Source organism: Flavobacterium sp. Flavsp81 (genome assembly GCF_059491325.1).
On the sequence record NZ_CP168505.1, the window covers coordinates 990081 to 1009498 of the forward strand.

At 31.6% G+C, this 19418-nt stretch carries 8 protein-coding genes; all 8 read right to left on the bottom strand.

Features of this window, described 5'->3' with window-relative positions; translation table 11 throughout:
• Positions 1-2694: an AMP-binding protein gene (locus tag ACEN92_RS04240; protein WP_495641127.1), complete on the bottom strand. Its 2694-nt coding sequence runs from the start codon at positions 2692-2694 to the stop codon at positions 1-3.
• A gap of 14 nt (positions 2695-2708) precedes the next feature.
• Complete coding sequence (locus ACEN92_RS04245) at positions 2709-7106, bottom strand: condensation domain-containing protein (protein ID WP_495641128.1); 4398 nt, start codon at positions 7104-7106, stop codon at positions 2709-2711.
• A complete protein-coding gene (locus ACEN92_RS04250) occupies positions 7103-8968 on the bottom strand; it encodes a class II aldolase/adducin family protein (protein WP_495641129.1) in 1866 nt (621 codons plus the stop codon). The genes ACEN92_RS04245 and ACEN92_RS04250 overlap by 4 nt, the downstream gene beginning before the upstream one ends.
• Before the next feature lie 269 nt (positions 8969-9237).
• On the bottom strand, positions 9238-9924 hold the full coding sequence (locus tag ACEN92_RS04255; protein WP_495642326.1) for a 4'-phosphopantetheinyl transferase family protein: 687 nt from the start codon (positions 9922-9924) through the stop codon (positions 9238-9240).
• A complete protein-coding gene (locus tag ACEN92_RS04260; RefSeq protein WP_495641130.1) occupies positions 9872-10846 on the bottom strand; it encodes an aminoglycoside 6-adenylyltransferase in 975 nt (324 codons plus the stop codon). Before ACEN92_RS04260 ends, ACEN92_RS04255 begins: the two co-directional genes overlap by 53 nt.
• Before the next feature lie 6 nt (positions 10847-10852).
• Entirely contained in the window at positions 10853-13240 is a 2388-nt protein-coding gene (locus ACEN92_RS04265; protein ID WP_495641131.1) for a TonB-dependent receptor domain-containing protein, read from the bottom strand.
• Between the two features lie 17 nt (positions 13241-13257).
• Positions 13258-17706, bottom strand: coding sequence for an amino acid adenylation domain-containing protein (locus tag ACEN92_RS04270; protein ID WP_495641132.1), 4449 nt, complete (start codon positions 17704-17706; stop codon positions 13258-13260).
• Positions 17694-19313, bottom strand: coding sequence for a cyclic peptide export ABC transporter (locus ACEN92_RS04275; protein ID WP_495641133.1), 1620 nt, complete (start codon positions 19311-19313; stop codon positions 17694-17696). Before ACEN92_RS04275 ends, ACEN92_RS04270 begins: the two co-directional genes overlap by 13 nt.
• Positions 19314-19418: the final 105 nt, after the last annotated feature.

Consider the following 19418-nt stretch of genomic DNA (forward strand, 5'->3'; position numbering starts at 1 on the left):
TTATTCTGTTGGAAAATTATTTAATATGCTAAGAGTCTCATCTATAGTACTCAAAGATTCTTCAATACTTTTATTGTGATCAGATGTGGCTGTTTCACCTTTAAGATAAGCCGCCAGTTTTGAAATCTGAGGAAACTCGAAGATATTAACTGGAGTTACTTCTCTTTTTATTTCTGGCAACTGGTTAATTTCTTTTACCAACTGTAAAAGCTTTAATGAAGTACCTCCTATTTCAAAAAAATTGGCATTTGTGCTTATCTGAGATTCTTCAAGATTTAGAAGCGCTGCCCAAATTCTTCTGATTTTAATTTCAGAATCACCTTTAGCCTCAATATATTCTGTTTGTATAGTATCTTTAAACGACACTTCCGGCAAAGCTTTTCTGTCGATTTTTCCGTTTGGAGTCAGCGGAAATTCCTCTAATGAAATGTAATAGGTAGGAACCATATAATCCGGCAAATATTTCATCAGATATTTTTTCAGCTCAGCAGTGTTAATTGGCATTTCCGAGCAGTAATATACCGCGATATATTGCTCCGAATTATAAGAAACAACATTAGCCAAAACGGTTCTGATGTCGCTGGAATAATTACTTGCAGCAGATTCTATTTCCTGTAGTTCTACCCTGTTTCCTCTCAGTTTTACCTGAAAATCATTTCTTCCTAAAAATTCAATATTATAATCTTCCATTAGCCTTCCCAAATCGCCGGTTCTGTATAACCTTCCGTATTTAGGATGCTCGTAGAAACGAATATCTGTTTCGTTGGCATTGTTTGCATATCCAAGTCCTACACCTATTCCGCCTACAACAATTTCGCCTTTCAATCCTAAAGGAAGAACATTATAGTTATGATCCATAATGTAAACTTTTACATTTGGAATGGCTTTTCCTATAGGAAAAATATTTATGCTTTCTTCGTTTATCTCATAAAATGAAGAAACATCACTTGCTTCACTTGGTCCGTAAGAGTTGTATATTTTGATGTCACTTACAATGTTTCTAAGGTTTTTTACGATTACCGGATCTATTTTTTCTCCACCAAATATCACTTTATGCAGCGATTTTAGGACTTGATACTCTGCATCTGTAAAAGAGCTGAATATTGCCGGAGCTGCATTGGCTACCGTTATTTTATTTTTGTCAATAAACGAAGTAATACCATACAGCCCTGTATTTTCTAGATAAATGGCAGCTCCGGCTAAAAGCGGCGCAAAATAATTTTTCTGGGTAAGGTCAAAACTGATATTGCTTATAATACCTACTTTATCATTCTCGTTAATTCCTATATCGTTTTTATACCATTCTAATAGGTTCAGAAAACCTTTATGGGTATTAATCGCTACTTTAGGTTTTCCTGTAGATCCCGAGGTACACATCAGATACACAGGGTCTTCCGGAGTAATAGGCTGACTTTGCTCTACAGGAACAATTTCTTCTATCTTATCTAAAAAATCCTGAAGCTGTGCTTCATCAAAAATCAATTTACATTTAATATCTTCTAGCAATGACTTTTTCCTTTCTTCAGGAATAAAGGGATCAATTACAACATAGGCATTTCCTGATTTTATGACTCCGATCAATACGGGAATAAAATATTCTGATTTATTGATACAGATCCCAATATGACTTTTTTCGCTTTTTGTATAACTGCTGATATAGTGTGATACTTTATCTGATAGGTATTTTACGTCTCCATAGGTCAACGATTTCCCTTCAAAATCAATCGCTGTTTTGGTAAAATATCTATCAAAAGAATCTTCAAATTTCGAAATAAGACTTTCGTTTTCAAATACTTGTGATTCGGAAGAAGCCAAATATTCAACAATCTGATTTTCACTTTCAGACATATAACCAATCTCATTAAGAACGGTATGGAGACTTTCCGGTAAAGTATTAATTATATTTACCAGATGTTCCAGCAGTCGTTGAACTTGTTCGTGTTTATATGAAGGATGAGAATCTATACTAATATTCAGCTGCTTACAATCATCATGAACCAGAATATCAATATAGGAATTGCCTCTGTCATCAGATCTCTTGCCGTGTATCTTATCTTCGGAAGTGTATGAAAAAAACATTCCTGTTTTTACAATTTCCCCAAGCAGTTTATTTTTCTCACCATCTGCTAATAAATCTTTCCACTGATCATCCTCCGATGCAACGTGAATTGCTTCATCTTCTTTTCGAATAAGATTTTCTATCGTGTCTTTATCTTCAATTTTATTCTTTATAAATAGTGTTTTCTCTTCCTCTTTACTTAAAAAATTAGTACAAAGAATGAAGTTTTTCTGTCCCGTATATCGGTATAATAGTGCTCTGTAAATTGCAAGAAACAAAGCCTGCGAAGTAATATGATGTTCTTCAGTAAACTTCTTTATTTCATTATACTTCGTGCCTGAGATATCTCTGCTTATTACTGAGGAAACGGTATGCTGAATTTCTCCGCTATTCTTCAAATCATTCAGATCCAGTGTATCCAATTCTTCATGTCCAAAGTAAAGAACATCCCTGAAGAAATAAAATGAGTCTTTCCTGATGAGATACTCTATTATTTTTTCTTTATTCTCTTTCAAAAATGTTTTTTCTTCTACAGAAAGTTGAGCTATATTCCCTTTAAGCCTGATCTGTGTGTTTTCAACTTCCAGGCTTATTCCTTTTGCACCAAGCGTTTTTAAAATAGTTATGATTTTCATATTTATTTTATAAATTATATTAAAAATTCCTGATCCTGATTCATCTCCATTCTTAATGCCTCAAGAACCTCATCTAAAGTATCTCCTGAATTATTCGCCATTTTTTCAATCAAATCGGTATATAACTGTAGTAATTTTGTCATTTTACTTTCAGAAAAAATGTCTGTATTATATTCCAATCGAATTACGAGTTCTTCTTTTTTTACCGTTATATCTATTTTGAATTCTATTTTGGAGTGTGTACCTATTTCTTCTTCATGTACAAATTCTTCTATCTGTACGCCATCATCAAGCAGTATTGTACGGGAAACTTCTTCTTCATTATGAAGAATAATTGTTGTATCAAAAAATGGATTTCTCGATGCATCATTATTCGGCAAGTACTTTTCCACCATCAAATCAAACGGATAGTCTTCATTTTCATACACCTGCACAAATCCTTTAATATTTTCTTGAAGGAACTCCTGAAAATTCATTCCTGATAAAACCTTGATTTTTAAAGGCAGATAATTTATAAAAGATCCTATAATGGCTTCTGTATCTACGTGGGTTCTTCCAGAAGAAATTGTTCCGATATAGAATTTGTTTTGATTGCTGTAAGCATGTATTAACAGTCCATATATTCCAACAAGATAATTGTTCAGAGAAAGAGATTGTTCATTAATGCTTTGCTTCAGGCTGCTAAAGTTTTCTTTTATTTTTGTACTTACGGCGGTACCATTGTACGATATCATTCCGGGACGCGCATAATCTATCGGAAAATCCAGGGAAGGAAAATCCTCTGCAAAGAAGTTCTCCCAGAAATTTTCATGCGTCTTATATTTACCTTTGTGCCAGTTTACATAATCTTTATATTGTACGGTCAAAGGCTCAACATTGATATGTTTATCTTTAAGATAAGTATTGTAATTTTCTTTGATTTCTTTATATAAAATCTCACGCGACCAACCGTCAGAAATAATATGATGAAGCGTTGTAGCAAGCGTATATTCTGTCTCTCCCTTTTTTATTAGGTTTAACCTGATAGGCAATTCCTTTGAGAGATCAAAAGGTTTGTATCTTTCCTGACGTAAAAATTCGATCATCGACGGCATATCCTGTATAACTACAACAGGAATTTCGAGATCAATATTCTCGATTGGTAAGATGTACTGATAAATATCTCCATCTTCATATTTAAATATCGTTCTAAGGGTTTCATGTTTTTGTATAAGCGCCACAAAAGAAGCCCTGATCGCCTCAATATTCAAAGAACCATGGATTGAATAATGCATAGGAACATTAAACAATGCTGCACTTTCTTTTTTAATGGTCGAAAGCCACATGCGTTTCTGAGAATTTGAAACTTCATATCTGGACTGAACCGCTACGGGAGAAATCTTCGTGTAAGGAGATTCTCCACTCTCATTTACTTTTTCTAACAGAAATCCTGAAAGACTTTCAAAATCCGGGTATTTGTAAATATCACCCAAAGTTATTTTTACATTGAATTCTTTGTATATTTTGTTGAGCATCTGTATTCCCTTTAAGCTATGTCCGCCCAAAGAAAAGAAGTTGCTGCTTCCGGTTATCTCATCCGTTATTAAGGTTTCTTTCCAGATCCTTAATAAATGTTTCTGTAAATCTGAGGCTATAAAAAACGTATTTTCTTTAGAAGAATCATGAATCGCTTTATCCGATTTATGTTCCACATAAATATCTTTAAGAGCCTGCTGATTTACTTTATTATTTGTCGTTAACGGAATTTTGTCCACAAATAAAATTTCAGCTGGAACCATATATTCTGGCAGAGAATTTTTAAGGAATTCTTTCAAATCTGAAGAACTTTCTTTGGCGATCCCAGTTACAAAAGCACAAAGTCCACTATCTCCGTTGTTTTCTACAGCCAATACCGCAGAATCTGTTACTCCATCAAAAGTCCTGATGATGTTTTTCACTTCATCCGGTTCAACTCTGTAGCCTCTTATTTTTACTTGACTGTCTCCTCTTCCAAGGAACATGATTTCGTTTTCCATCGTAAAGAAACCGATGTCACCTGTCGCATATATTCTTCCATAATCGGGATGAACAATGAATTTTTCTGAGGTCAGTTCTTCATTATCCAAATACCCTTTTGCAAGTCCTGCACCTCCAATAAAGACGTTTCCTGTTTCATATTTTGAAACTTCTTTCTTTCTGTCATTTAAAATAACAGCAAAATTATTGGGAATCGGCGATCCTATTACAGGCCTTTGAATGTATTGCTCTATATTGTTTATTTTTTTAAAAACAGTTCCAATAGTGGTTTCCGTAGGGCCATAATGATTGATAACTTCTATTGTCCCGAAAGTTTTTTTAAAGTCTGCTAAATCTTTTGTCTTTATTTTTTCTCCTCCCACAATGACTTTTTTAAGATCTGATCCTTCAATCTTATTAAAGTTTTTTGCATTTAATATGGCGTTAAAATAAGACGGAGTCGTTTTTATATACGTTACTTTTTTATCTGTAATCGTACTGATTACCTCATCTACATCATACAGGAAATCTTTTTTTACCAGCTGTAATTTTCCTCCTGAAAGTAAAGTACCCCATAAGCTTGTATAACCCAAATCAAAGGCATACGAAGAAAGTAGTATAGAGGTGTCTGTATGATTTATATCAAGTGATCCGTTCAGGAAGTCGACATAGTTTATCAAAGATTTATCCTGAATACAAACTCCTTTGGGAACTCCGGTTGTTCCTGATGTATATATAACGTACGAAGTACTGTCCGGCGTACGAATGAAATTACTGATGACGGATGTATCACCCGTAAAATTGAGTATATCAATAAAGAGTTTTGGTTCAAATTCTTCTTTTTGATAGTGACTTCCCGTGATCAAAAGCTGAGCATTCGAATTGTTCAGTATATGCGTGATTCTTTGTTGGGAATCATTAGGATCTATAGGAACTATGCTTCCATTAATTTTTAATGTCGCCAAAAAAGCAACAATCACGTTATGATCCCAATCGCACATTACGCCTATTGTTGGCGATGAAGCATCTGCTATTTTATCCAGAATTAACGCTGCCAGCTCGTTTGATTTCTCATCGATCTGTTTATAGCTATAAGTTCCATTTTCATCTTCTATAGCAATATGGTCTGCAAACTGTTTTACTATTCCTACATATCTTTCTAAAACTGATTCTCCGGTCACTGTATTTTCTGTCTTCAGCGGTTTTTGAGTACCAGTTTCGTAAGGTTCGATAGCGGCTATATTTTCAGAATATTTTTCTATCATCTGAATACTATTGTGCTCCCACAGTTGTAAAAAGTACGTTATATCTTCACTTTTGATGTTATCTTTATGATGCAGCGCAACAGTAGTTTCTTCTTTTGCAGAATAAATCTGGGCGATAAAATCTGAATGGTCATTTTGGTGATCTGTAATCTGACTCAAAGGAGTTTTATCCCCGGTAATTTTACTCAGATCAATAAATTCAAAAATATACCTGAAGTTTGCTTTTATAAAATCTGCATATTCCTGATTATTCGGAATATATTCTTTGCGGCTGTTTAGTAATATCACCAGTTTCCCTATACTGTCACAGTATTCTTCTATTCCTGAAAAATCTTTTGCTGCTTCTGCATTAAAAGGTAAAGTGTTGGCATAAAGTCCAATATTTTTGTAAAGCTGCTCAAAGCTTCTGCCATGACTTACATATCCCGCGCCATATGCTGTATTTTTATCTGCAGATATCTGGCAAAGCGTATAATACCAACCTGATAATAGCAGTATCTCTTTATCAATTGGGGCATTTTGCAGTAATTGTATAAGCTTGTCGCTTAGTTTATAAAACTGAGTTTTCCTTTTTCCGGCTTCAGTAACATTCAATTCCAGGTTTGTTTTGAAAGGCTGAAAATTTTTCATTATATCTTTCCAGTATTCCAAATTTTCTTCATTCCCTTCTTCACTGATGATATGCTCTCTCCATGCAGAATATTGCAGGTAACTGATATCAGCCTTATCATAAGTACCTTTGTAGTATTTTTCTAAAATACGGTGGTAGAGTGTTATTATACTCCACTTGTCAAAAAAGTAAAGTCCGTATCTGAAGGCTATCGACACAGCATTTTCATTATCCTGAACAATGGTAATGCTCAGATTATGTTCTTTGGATACGGAATTCTCTGCATTTTCAATCTCTTGTTTGTGTACAAGTTCTACATCAAAATTTCTTTCCTCCTCAATATTTAAAAAGGCTTCTTTTCCTGGGGAAGTAATAGTCATATAAAGACATAACTCATCCTTCAGAACTTCATTTATATCATCACAGAGCTTTTGTCCCTGAATATTCTCCAGAGAAAAAACCATTACATTATACAAATCACCTTTACTCGCCGACAGATACGTAAGGTTTTGCTGGGGTGACAAATTATATCTTTTTATCATATGCTCAAAGAAATTGGATAGTAGTTTTTGATATCCACGTATTCTCTTTCGATTCTTCTCGCCAAAGCATCAAATTCAATTTTAAAGCCCATAGGATTGCTGATCCATTCTTTAGAATTTTGTGCTGTTTGAGAGTCTATAAGATTTACTTTTTCGTTCATTTGTCTTGCCAGTACGTTTAGTCTAAGGGTACGTTCCAGACTGATCATATACATCATAGCCGTTTCAATACTTTCTCCACAAGCAATTGCCCCATGATTAGCCAAAATGGCAACGTTTTTGTCTCTCAGCTTTTCAGCTAATTTAACAGCACGATCTGTTGTATTAACTGGACCATCGAACTCATTATACAAAACATAATTATCATAAAACATACAGCTATTCTGGTCAAGCATTAGGATTTCAGGTTTTTCCAGTGATGAAAAAAGTGTTCCCCAAGGAGAATGTGTATGCACGATACAGTTGGCTTCTCTACTGGTATTATGTATTTCTGAGTGTATGCAGAATCCTGCTACATTAATAGGATATTCTCCTTCAATAACTTCACCTTCGTTATTTACCAATATCAGATTGTCCGGTGTTATTTCATCGAATAATATACCGAAAGGATTTACCCAAAACAGGTTTTTCTCATTGGGTACTTTCATACTGATATGTCCACTGATACTTCCTTCATCAAGCTGAAGACTTCTCAGCATTCTACACGATAATGCAAGTTTATATTTAAGCATTGCTTTACTGTCTCCATATTTGGATTCGTTGGTGATAAAGAAAGAGGCTGTATTTTTTCTGGCTTCAGTCACTTTTTTTGTAGCTGAGGCTTTTACGTAGTTATTAATATTGTCTTCTTCAGACATTGATACAAAGAGTTGTCTTGCTCCGTCATAAGAATCACGACCATGAGTAAAATTAATATTATCCATCATCAAAAGATCGCCTTTGTCCCAATCAAATCTGAAAGCAACATCGTCATACGCTTGTCTTATCGCTTCCAGATCAGCGATAGATATGGCTGTACCATCTCCGTAGTAGCTGTTGCGCGGAAGATTGTCTATTCCGTATGCATCTATCAAATAGTTGTACACATCACTATCCAGGTTACTATAGTGGAAAAGATGCGCCTGATTGAACCATATTTTTTTATTAGTAGCCTTATCGAGAAGTGTAGCCTGTGCAACATAATCAATTCTAAGTCTGGTCTGGTCAATCTGTGTAAGATTCATATGATGCTCCTTACAGTATTTCTCTACTTCTTTTATATCTGATGTTCCAAAAAAAGTTTCCCACGGAATATCCATTTCCTGACTGAAATTTCGAACATACATTACGCCTCCTTTATCTTCAAATCTTTTGGAAATATCAGACGGAATTTTATTATACACAGCCGAACTATTACAGATAGGTGTACAACCGCCAATTTCAGAAGGACGTTCACAATAAAAAAACAGCTTTTTTGGCCATGATTTCGAATACGAATGCTCATTATGTTGAGGAATAGACTGCTCTTTAGGATATTCTGTAGATGTATATATTTTATCTTCAAGTCTCGTTCTCGGAGAAGAAGGCTCTGCATATTCTAAAGCTCCTCCTGAAGACAAATTGTCTACAACTGAAGAAAATTCTGTTTTAGAAGCAAAGCTTTTAAATTTTCTGAATAGAATGATTCTGTTTTTTTCATATATTTCATTTACAAAATCATTATTTTTTTCCAGCCAACCTTCCAGTTCGTTATCTTCAACCGAGGTTATAACTGCTATTTTTGTATATTCATTTCCAACTATTTCAAACTTTATATCTTTAGGATATTTATCACCGATTTCCTTAGGCTGGATATTTATAAGACTGCTAAAACTATTTTCCATGTTGTGTGTGATTTAATTGTTTATATTATTTAAAAGTTATCAAATGATTTTTTTGTTTCTTTATTTATTATTTTTTCAGGATGTACCTCCTGTATTATACTAAGAGAAGTAGGCTTCTTGTACTAATAACATTTTCTTTTCATAATGAATTTTTCCCTCATTGCTGATGGTTTTGTAACAATAGCTACTATTTTATCTAAATCACAAAATACCTGGTTTTCTTTAGGTCAGTGACAATAGCCTTTTATAAATGCAATTTGTCGTGCATCCTATCCACATTGTGGACACACAATCTTTTCTATGTTTAAAAAAACATCACTTTGAAAAATATTTTTTATTGCCAAGTGACATATATAATTTTGATCTATGGGTACTTTTTTTACATAAAATTTTTCTTCTTCAATTAAGGTAAGTCCCTCATTAATCTCAAAAGATTTCAAAGGGATGCTTAATCCCTTACCAGTCGCTTTAATAACTGCCTCTTTTTGAGTCCAATACTCATAAAAAGCAATTGTTTTATTGAGAGATAACTCAATCTTATTCCACTCCGTATTTGTCATTTGTAACTTAAAATCATCAATATCAATATCTTTGACTAGCTCAATATCAATTCCTACTTTATACTCTGAAGAAACAAATACCACTATATTACCTGAATGTGATATATTAAAATGTGGAAAACCCAAAATAAAAGGTTTCCCGTATTTGTTATATTCAATATCTATTAATTTATGAATATCCCCATTGAGAATATTGTTCAATATTAAATAAATACCTAATAATGAAGCCTGTGCATCCTGCCATCTTTTAAATTTCATTATTTTATCTCTCATTCTAAAGGGCAATTTTGACAAATAGAAGTCAAAATATTTAATATGAAATTCTTCAGATATAAATAGATACTTAATTTGGACAGGAAGATGATTGTTGCTTTTCATTTTCTGGTATAGCCACATTTTTAATAAAATCAATTACAAAGCTTTCAAATTCTTTATTCAGAGAAAATTTATATTCTTTGGCCACAATCGTTGAAAATTGTTGGTATAATTCAGCTGTTTTAATCAATGACTTTTGCATGTTATTTATATTATCAGATAATAACGTTCCATACAAATCATGATAAATTTCTTCTCCCCTCCAATCATATATTTTTAAACCATTATAAAAAACATCTATTGATTTTTTGTTTAGCATTGCCTCCCATTCTATCATTCTTATTAATTCTTTTTTTATGTAATTATCATAGGTTAGAATTGTAAAATAAAAGTCTTTTCTTACTAGCTTTATTGACGCGGTATAACAAGATTGCCAAAAAAAAATATAATGTTGGAAAAATGTATTTTGATCTAATTTTTTATCCAAAATAATAGTCTCAGAAAAAGCAATAGTTTTTTCTAAAATGTTTTTCAGATTAATTTTATCTATATGAATTTTATAACTTCTTTTTATAGTCTCATAGAATTTTACAATACTTCCCTCAATACCTTTTTGTAAAAACCTAGGCAACATAAATTTTAAGCCAATATTATTTAGTTTTAAATAATAGCTAATCAGCTTAATTTTTTTTATGTCGATAATTGTTAAATCATACATTAAACCATCTTCTAAAATCACTTTGTTTTTATCGACTCCTTCTTGAAAGTCTTTAAATACTCTTCTTGATATTATCTTTCCTAAGGGATTAATCCATGAGCAATTCTCATTGTCTAAATATTTTTTAGGATTATTAGTAAACAGATATAAATCTATATCTGAAAATTGATCTATCGAATTTTGAGAAAAACTCCCTATTGAGACCAATGAAATAATATCTTCGTTGACGGATAATAATAATTCAATGCCTTTATTTATAGTATCTATTCTTTCTGATGCATTCATAATAATTTAGTCTATTCGTTCTTTAATTTCATCTGAACCAGTTTCTCTTTTTCTTTGTTTTTTTAACTTGTTATTTCCAAAATTATAAGTAAACGTTAACCTTATAACTCTTGGTTCATAACTATATAGAACATAAGATCTGTTCAAATTATCTGTAGACTCAAAACTATAATCACGTCCAAAAATGTCGCTAAAACTCAATTGAACTCTACTATCCCATTTTGGAATTTTTTTATCTATACTTAAATTTACCCTCTGAAAATCATCTATATTGCTTACTCCTGATATTCTTTTTGAATTATAGGAAGCAAATACCTGAATAGAAAAGTCTTTTGGCAATGTGAAGTTTTGAGAGGTTCTTAAAACATAAAATGTATCACCATCTTTTTTATCATTCATTTTTTGATCTAAATAGGATAATTGAAGGTTATTTTGCATATCCCACCAATCTGCAATCTTAAATGGTAAAGACACAGAAAAATTTAAAACCTTCAGATGATCTATATTCAAGGACGTTAAAACTTGTTGGGTTGTGTTACCCAGAAATGTGGCTTGTGATCTGGCTATTGCATTTTTTTCAATTGTGTACTCCAGCGACACTATATACTTTTTGTATTGATAATTTGTTGAAAGTGCATTACTAATGGATGGTTTAAGCCCAATATTACCAAAATAATAAGTATTTGGATCCAAGAATAAAACAAAGGGAGCCAAATCAAAATAAGTAGGTCTTGCAATTCTTCTTCCATAAGAAAATTGCAAAGTGTTGTTCTTATTTAGTTTTCTGGATAAAAAGAATGATGGAAAAAGCTCGCTTAATTTAGAATCAAGAACATTTCCTTTGCTTAATAAGTTTAAATTCTGCGTCGAATATTCGTAACGCAGACCAAGTTTAATATCAGTCTTGTCATTTGCTTTCCAATCGACAGAAGAATAGGCCGCAGCTATATTTTCAACTAAATCTGATTTTTCGCTAAATTCTTCATTCCTTATATAGGCACCATTTATCAGATCCTCTACAAGTACGTTATTATCGAGATTTGAATTGGTATATTTTGATCCTAAATCAAATTTTACATTTTTGTTTATTTCTTTTGAATAGTCTACTTTCCCAACCCAAACATTTACGGGAGTCTTTTTTGTTGCCGAAAAAATTTCATTTTTATACTCAGTTCCTGTAGCATCAAAATAAATATTTTGGTAGTTATTGGGAGCTCCGTTATAATAGTTTAAATAATCAATATCAAAGTTTAAGGATTGTGAATCATCAATTTTCGTATTGAAATTAATATTTGTACTAAATAAATCTCTCTGACTATCTTCATCATTAAATAAAACGATCGTCGAATTATTGCCGGTTGATTCAGTTTGCACTGTATTCCCAAATACTTCTTGTTTAAATCTACTTGTATTACCATTAATAAGTAATCCAAGTGTGGTTTTACCATTTATATAATAATCCAGACCTAATCTTCCGGAATAGCCGTTTATTACCGGATATCTGTCGCTAACCGTTTTATTATAAAAAGTATTATTATCTGATTGTATGGTAGACGAATTCGTAAATTGTCGGGGATTGTTATTTCTGTCAAAATTTAAATCTCCAAAAAAATTAATGTCCTTTTTTCTTGTATTCCAGTTTATTCCCGCTTTTTCCTTGTCTTTTTCCCCATAACCTATTCCTAAAAGGACACCGCCATTTGTTCCTTCTGTATTTTTTTTAATCTGTTTTATGTTTATTAATCCACCAGTGAATTCTGCGTCATATTTAGATGGCGGATTCGATATTAATTCAATTTTATCAATGTCTTTTGCATTGGTACTGCTTAACATTTGCAAAAGAGATGCAATAGGAACTCTGACCAGCTTGTCATTGATCATTATACCCACTTCTGTTTTACCATTCAGCGTTATTGCACTTCCGTTTGAACCAATATCTACTCCGGGCATTCTTTGTAATACTTCTAATGCACTTCCGGAAATTCCTATTGGAGTACCCTCAACGTTAACAACCAAACGATCAGTCTTTTGAACCATTTGTTGTTTTTTTGTTGATATCACAACTTCCTTCAAAACATTATCCGTTATCAATATAATGGGGCTAATGTCCACGTCTTTATTTTCTATAGCGATATCTGTTTTATATTCCTGAAAAGACAAAGCAGAAACGATTAAAATATAATTGCCGTTTTTTATGTTTTTAATACTAAATGTGCCATCAATCCCTGAGTGGACAGGGTGAATCTTTACGGTATCATTTACTGCAATAATTTCAATTTTTGCCAATGATACAGCGCTTTCATTACTGTCTTTTATTCTACCCGATATATTATATTGTGCGATACAATTTGTAGAAATGATAAATAAAAAAATAACCGATAGTATACGTTTCATATTTTTGATATTCTGATTTAAAAATTAAAATTGATTTCGATGTTTTGCTTAAGTTCTTTTTCTGTTTGTAATAAAATGTCATAATCTGCCAATCTATCGTCAGGGCTTTTTATGATTTCCTTTATTATTTTTTTAAATTTTTCAATAATAATTGTAATATTATTCAGCGAGTAATAATCTGAATTGTACTCTAAGTCACAACATAATTTATCATCATCATAATAAAAATTAAATGTTAAAGGAAATCTGCTAACTTTGTGTTTATATTGAAACAGCTTTGTTTCAACTGCATTAAATCCCGAAATATTAGTTAATGAAAAATCCGGGTTTTGATATGCAATCATTACATCGAACAATGGTGAATTCCTATTTTGTAATGTTGTAAAAGGGAAATTTGAATTCTCAAATGAATCAATAATTTTTTGATTTATAGTATAGGAGACTTCACTAAAAGTATCCTCCTCCTCTATCATAAATCGTAATGGAACTGTATTTACAAACATTCCAATACATGGAAATAATTCTGTCGAATTTCGACCGGAATTTATCGTGCCAATACAAATATCTTTATGCTTGGAATACTTATGTATGAACGAACCTACTAATGAAATTAATATGGAGTATACCGTTAAATTAAGCGTGTCTGCTAATTTAACCAGCTCCGTTTTTTCACTGGCATCAATTATAAAATGAACCTGATTGCCATTAAACGAAACTTCATCATGTTTTAAGTCTCTAAAAAAGGAATCTTTGGTCTGATATCCTTTCAATTCTTTCCCCCAATATGCAGCAGCATTTTCATCTAAAGGCTGGTTATTTATCCATTCTGAATAATCTTTGAACTGAAATGGTAATTGGCTGATTTCATATTCATTTCCTTCAGACAATTGGTTGTAAATAGCCATTAACTCTTTTATAAAGACTTCAACAGACCATCCATCCATGATAATGTGGTGTGTTGAAAACAACAAATACTGTGTTAATTCATCTGTTACAACATGGTATAATCTTACTAATAAGTCTTGCTCTAATTCAAATTCTTTATATAAAATTGAAGCTGCGACAGTATCAAATTGTTCCCTTTCTACCTCAATAGTTTTCAATTCAAAATTTACTTCAGCGGCAGACTTTATTTTTTGTTTTGGAATTCCTTCCAATGCAAAAAAGTTCGTTCTTAAACTCTCGTGTTTATTAATAACCTGTGATAACGCCTGACTTAAAATAGATATATTAAGACTTCCCTGAATTTCATAAACAGCATTCATATTGTAGGCTATCGATGCTTCAGTTCGCTGAGATGCAAACCATATATTTTTTTGTACATGAGTAAGATCATAAAATTCTTTCTCAGGAGCAGTTGAAATTGGATTGATTATAGTTTCATTAGACGCATTATCGATTAATGCTCCTATAGACTTAATAGTTGGATTAATAAAAATATCTTTTTGAGACAAGTTACAGGCAAATAACTCATTGATCTCATATATTATTCGAACTGCATTTAAGGAATGACCGCCTAATTTAAAAAAGTTATCCGTGATACTTATCTGATTTACAGGCAGTTTTCCCAACCATATTTCAAGCAGCTTTTTCTCTGTTTCAGTTTGCGGCAACGCTACCTTATCCAGACTATATGTTATACTTTGGTTTGCCAGCGCTTTTCTATCAATTTTATTATTAGGCGTTAATGGAAAATTTTCTAATCTTACAATGATTTTTGGTACCATATACTCCGGTAATTCTTTTTGCAGAATTTCAGTAACCAAATCTTCCTGAAACAGATCATTCGTTTTTACAAAAGCAACCAAAAAAGCCTCGTCATTTATTTTTTTAGTAATTACAATAGCTTGGTCAATAGTAGATATTTTTACTAATTTTTCTTCAATCTCGCCTAACTCGATTCGATAGCCTCTTATTTTAACCTGAAAATCATTTCTTCCTAAAAATTCGATTTCACCTTTATCATTCCATTTACCTAAATCTCCGGTATTGTATAATCTTTCGTTATAAGCCGTTATATAAGGAAATCTTTCATTTGTTAATTCAGTATTCAGGTAATATCCTTTGGCCTGACCATCACCACCAATATAAATATCGCCAATTGCACCAATCGAAACCGGATTAAGCCATTGATCTAAAACATAAAAAGAGGTATTATCTATTGGTTTCCCAATGTTCTTAGCATCACAGGGTTGTACTATTTTTTTTGTACTTGACCAGATTGTTGTTTCCGTTGGACCATACATATTCCAAACTTCTTTACAAGTACTAATAAGTTTCCCAGCTAATGTTTCGCTTAGTAAATCTCCTCCACAAAGTATTTTTAAGGATTTATTCCCTTTCCATCCGGCATGAAACAACATTTGAAAAAAGCTTGGAGTTGCCTGTACAATAGTTGGTTTTGTATGCTCTATATCTGAAATAACTTTGGTTAAATCAGAAAGTACATCGCTCTTAACAATACGTAAAGCCGAACCTGAAATGATAGGCAGAAATAACTCCAGAATTGAAATATCAAATGAATAAGTTGTGACTGCATAAAAAATATCATCTGAGGTCATACCTGGCTCCTTTTGCATACTCCATAAAAAATTAATTAAGGATTTGTGCCCAATTTCAACCCCTTTAGGATTTCCAGTCGAACCAGATGTGTAAATTATATAGGCCGTATCTTCAAAAACCGGCAATGCCGTAATATAATTTTCAGCTTGAAAATCTTGTATATCTTCTAATATAAATTCTTTCGTATTTTTAAAATCAAAACTAACAGAAAGATCTTCGCTTATAATAATGCTTTCACATTTACTGTTTTCTATAATATATTCTAATCTATCTTTAGGAAAATTAGGATCAAGAGGAATATAAGGTCTCCCGGATTTAATAACGCCCAACAATACGCATACTAAATTAGCAGATCTGTTTAACAAAACTGCTATAGGCTTTTTTTCCTGCGAATCGATATTTTGAAGAATATAAGTTGCTATTTTATTGGATTCAAAATCCAGTTGCGAATAACTTAATTCCTGATCACCATCACTAACAGCTATTTTCTCCGGAAATAATTTTACATTTTTCAGGAAAATATCAACAAAAGTCTCAGAAGAATAGGAAACAGAAGTGTTATTAAATTCTTTTATGATTTTTTCTCTTTCCTGTACAGAAAGGTAATTTATATCTTTTATTTTTTGAGAGGAATCAATTAATACCTCCTGTAGTATATTTTCAAAATGAATAGCAAATTCATCAATATTAGAATCACTTAAGTAACTTACATTATAATCAAAATCAATTTTTACATCTTCCTGTTCGTCAAATTCTCTTATATAAACAGCTAATGCTACTCTTTCAGACTCATGGCTTAAAGGAATAACGGTTGTTTTTGTCTTGTTAAAATGACTGGAATAGTTTTGCTTTTCATAAGATAATGTAATATTAAATAGTCGCTCTGTCTCTTCAAAAATATTTAATGACTGAATAAGTTTGCCCAAAGGAAACCTTTGATGTCTGTATTCCTGACGTAATTTATTTTTAATTTGTAAAATTAATTCCTGAAAAGAATTGTCACAATCCAATGCCAGACGCAGGGGAGCAACCCCCATAAATAGCCCTACCGTTTTTTTAAAACTTGACTTCCCTCTGTTTAATACCGGAACACCTATCGATAAATCATCAGTTCTGTAATATCTTCCGAAGTAAACATACAATACTCCTAAAATGATATGAAAAGCAGAAGCATTATGTTTACCTGCCAGCTCGTTGATTTCATTGTATATTGCTCTCTTAATGTATAATTCCTTCCTTTTACTTTCATTCTTTTTTTCAGAAATCAACGGAATTAGTGCATCCGGTAAATTTGAAAATTCTTTAGCCCAAAATTTTTTGTCTTCAAAAAAAGCATCAGAACCTTGATAATTAATATCATCATGAACAAAATCAACATAATTAAATGGATAATCAGATAGTATTTTTCCATGCTCCACTATCTCATTATAATTTTGAACCAAACGCTGAAACATTAAAGATGTACCCCAGCCATCTGTAATAATATGATGGTATTTAGAGAATAAATAATATAAATCGTCCTGTACTTTAATTAAAATAAATTTATGCAGCAGCTCTTTTTTATTCAGGTCAAATGCTGTCTGGAAATTTTTACGCATAAATTCCAGAGAAATTTTCTCAGCATCAGCCTCATTAGAAAAATCAATATATTCTAATTGAGAGTTATGGTTATCAAGTATATAAAAATAAGGGATGTCGTTGTTTGAATCTATAATAATTCGGTACGCATCGTGTTGATTTATTAAATGAATGTAAGCATCTTTAAAAGCATCTACATTGATATTTCCTCTAATTTCAATTTTTGCCCCAATATTGTATATAGCGTCGTTTGGGTAGAGAATCTGTTCAAAATAAATATCTTGCTGTGGAAGTGTGAGAGGGAAATTATTGATTAATTGTTCCATAAAATAGCTTGACTAAATTCATTTTTTTCTATGCTTATATCTTTTATTATTTTTCCATATTCGAATTTTAAAATCCGATCTGCATGTTGAAAATAAGCGTCATCGTGAGTAACGGCAATAATTGTTTTGCCCTGTTGTTTGAACATTGGGATTAATTTCTCATAAAAATACTTTCTGAAATAAGGATCTTGATCTGCTGCCCATTCGTCTAAAATTAGTATCGGACTTTTTTCAAGCATCGCAAATATCATAGACATTCTTTTACTCTGACCTTTAGAAAATTTTCTTCTTGCCGATGATTCTTCATCATCCAAAAGAACCTTATCCAGCTCCATTAATTCTAATAAAGAGATATATTCTTTATTATTCTTAAGAGAATAATTATCATAATTCTGAGAAAAAATATAGTTGTCTGTAAATATTACAGATAATAAATTTTGATAATTGGGCGTATTGGATTGAATCTGAGTATTATTTAATAAAATTTCACCAGATGAAGGGCTATACAATCCGGTTAACATATTGATGAAAGTACTTTTACCACTCCCGTTTCCTCCAATTATAAAGATGGTCTCACCTTTATTTATAGAAAGATTTATTGGACCTAATCCGAAAGAAGAATTATGCTCAAATTTACAGTCTCTAAATTTTAAATTTTGAAAATCAATAATTTGCGATTGCTCCTTGTTCTCTTCAATTTCGTTTGTGTTAATTTCTTTAAAAAAGGATTTTACTCTTTTTATTGCAATTCTTGTCCTTGTGTACATGTTTTGCATTGTAATTATTTTATTTAAAGGACCTGACATAAATAGCAGTACCGTTACAAAAGAGACCATTTCTTTTGCCTGAATTATGCCAAACGCAGGAAGCAAAAAAAGGATGACACCAAAAACTACATAAAGCCCATATTGGCTTAATATATTGATAGCGTTAAAATTATTAGCTAAAAATTTATCTAAATCTTTGGCGTCGGTTCTATTGGCAGATACACTATTATATAAGTTATTTTTTCTTGTTTCGCTTATCTTTAATTCCTTGAATCCCTGAATAATATCATGAATGTATTTATTAAAAAAATCATTCTGACTTCTTAAAATACTCAGCTTTTTTGATAATTTTTTGCCGACAAGAAAGTACACATAGGCTATGATAGCAATCAAGACAACAATCACTAATGTGCTTTTATAGGATAGTATAAATAAATAACCAATACATAATAAGATCATTAATAAAGAATTGAGCGTATTTGTCATAATTCCGGGTAGAAATATAAAAACTCTCATTTCTTCAATAATTCCATATATTCTTTCAGTTCCTAAAGTTTCCAGTTGTTTTAAGGAAGAACTTTGAAGCTTTTTAGCTAGGAATAATTCATTATCATACACAAAATTGTAGGTGTAATCAATTATTTTTTTTTGAAAAAACAGGTTCAACAAATAAGAATAAACAATAAAAGAAAAGAAGGTAATTATTAGATAATTCTTAGATTTAAAATTTTCATCTGTTATTGCGACATTTAGTATATATATAATTCCAAGCGTTAATAAGGTATTAACTAACGAATAGAATATTAACAGTAAAATTTTATTTAGATTAATTTTAATCATTTAGTATTTCAATTTAATTACTTTTTCTTTAAGCTATTTTATTACAATTTTAAAATAATAAACGCTGTCAAAATTATTGTATCATCACTTTGTTATTGCCTTAAA

Coding starts and splice junctions, on each gene's coding strand:
- ACEN92_RS04240 (WP_495641127.1), bottom strand. CDS start 2,694: ATGAAAATCATAACTATTTTAAAAACGCTTGGTGCAAAAGGAATAAGC.
- ACEN92_RS04245 (WP_495641128.1), bottom strand. CDS start 7,106: ATGATAAAAAGATATAATTTGTCACCCCAGCAAAACCTTACGTATCTG.
- ACEN92_RS04250 (WP_495641129.1), bottom strand. CDS start 8,968: ATGGAAAATAGTTTTAGCAGTCTTATAAATATCCAGCCTAAGGAAATC.
- ACEN92_RS04255 (WP_495642326.1), bottom strand. CDS start 9,924: ATGTGGCTATACCAGAAAATGAAAAGCAACAATCATCTTCCTGTCCAA.
- ACEN92_RS04260 (WP_495641130.1), bottom strand. CDS start 10,846: ATGAATGCATCAGAAAGAATAGATACTATAAATAAAGGCATTGAATTA.
- ACEN92_RS04265 (WP_495641131.1), bottom strand. CDS start 13,240: ATGAAACGTATACTATCGGTTATTTTTTTATTTATCATTTCTACAAAT.
- ACEN92_RS04270 (WP_495641132.1), bottom strand. CDS start 17,706: ATGGAACAATTAATCAATAATTTCCCTCTCACACTTCCACAGCAAGAT.
- ACEN92_RS04275 (WP_495641133.1), bottom strand. CDS start 19,313: ATGATTAAAATTAATCTAAATAAAATTTTACTGTTAATATTCTATTCG.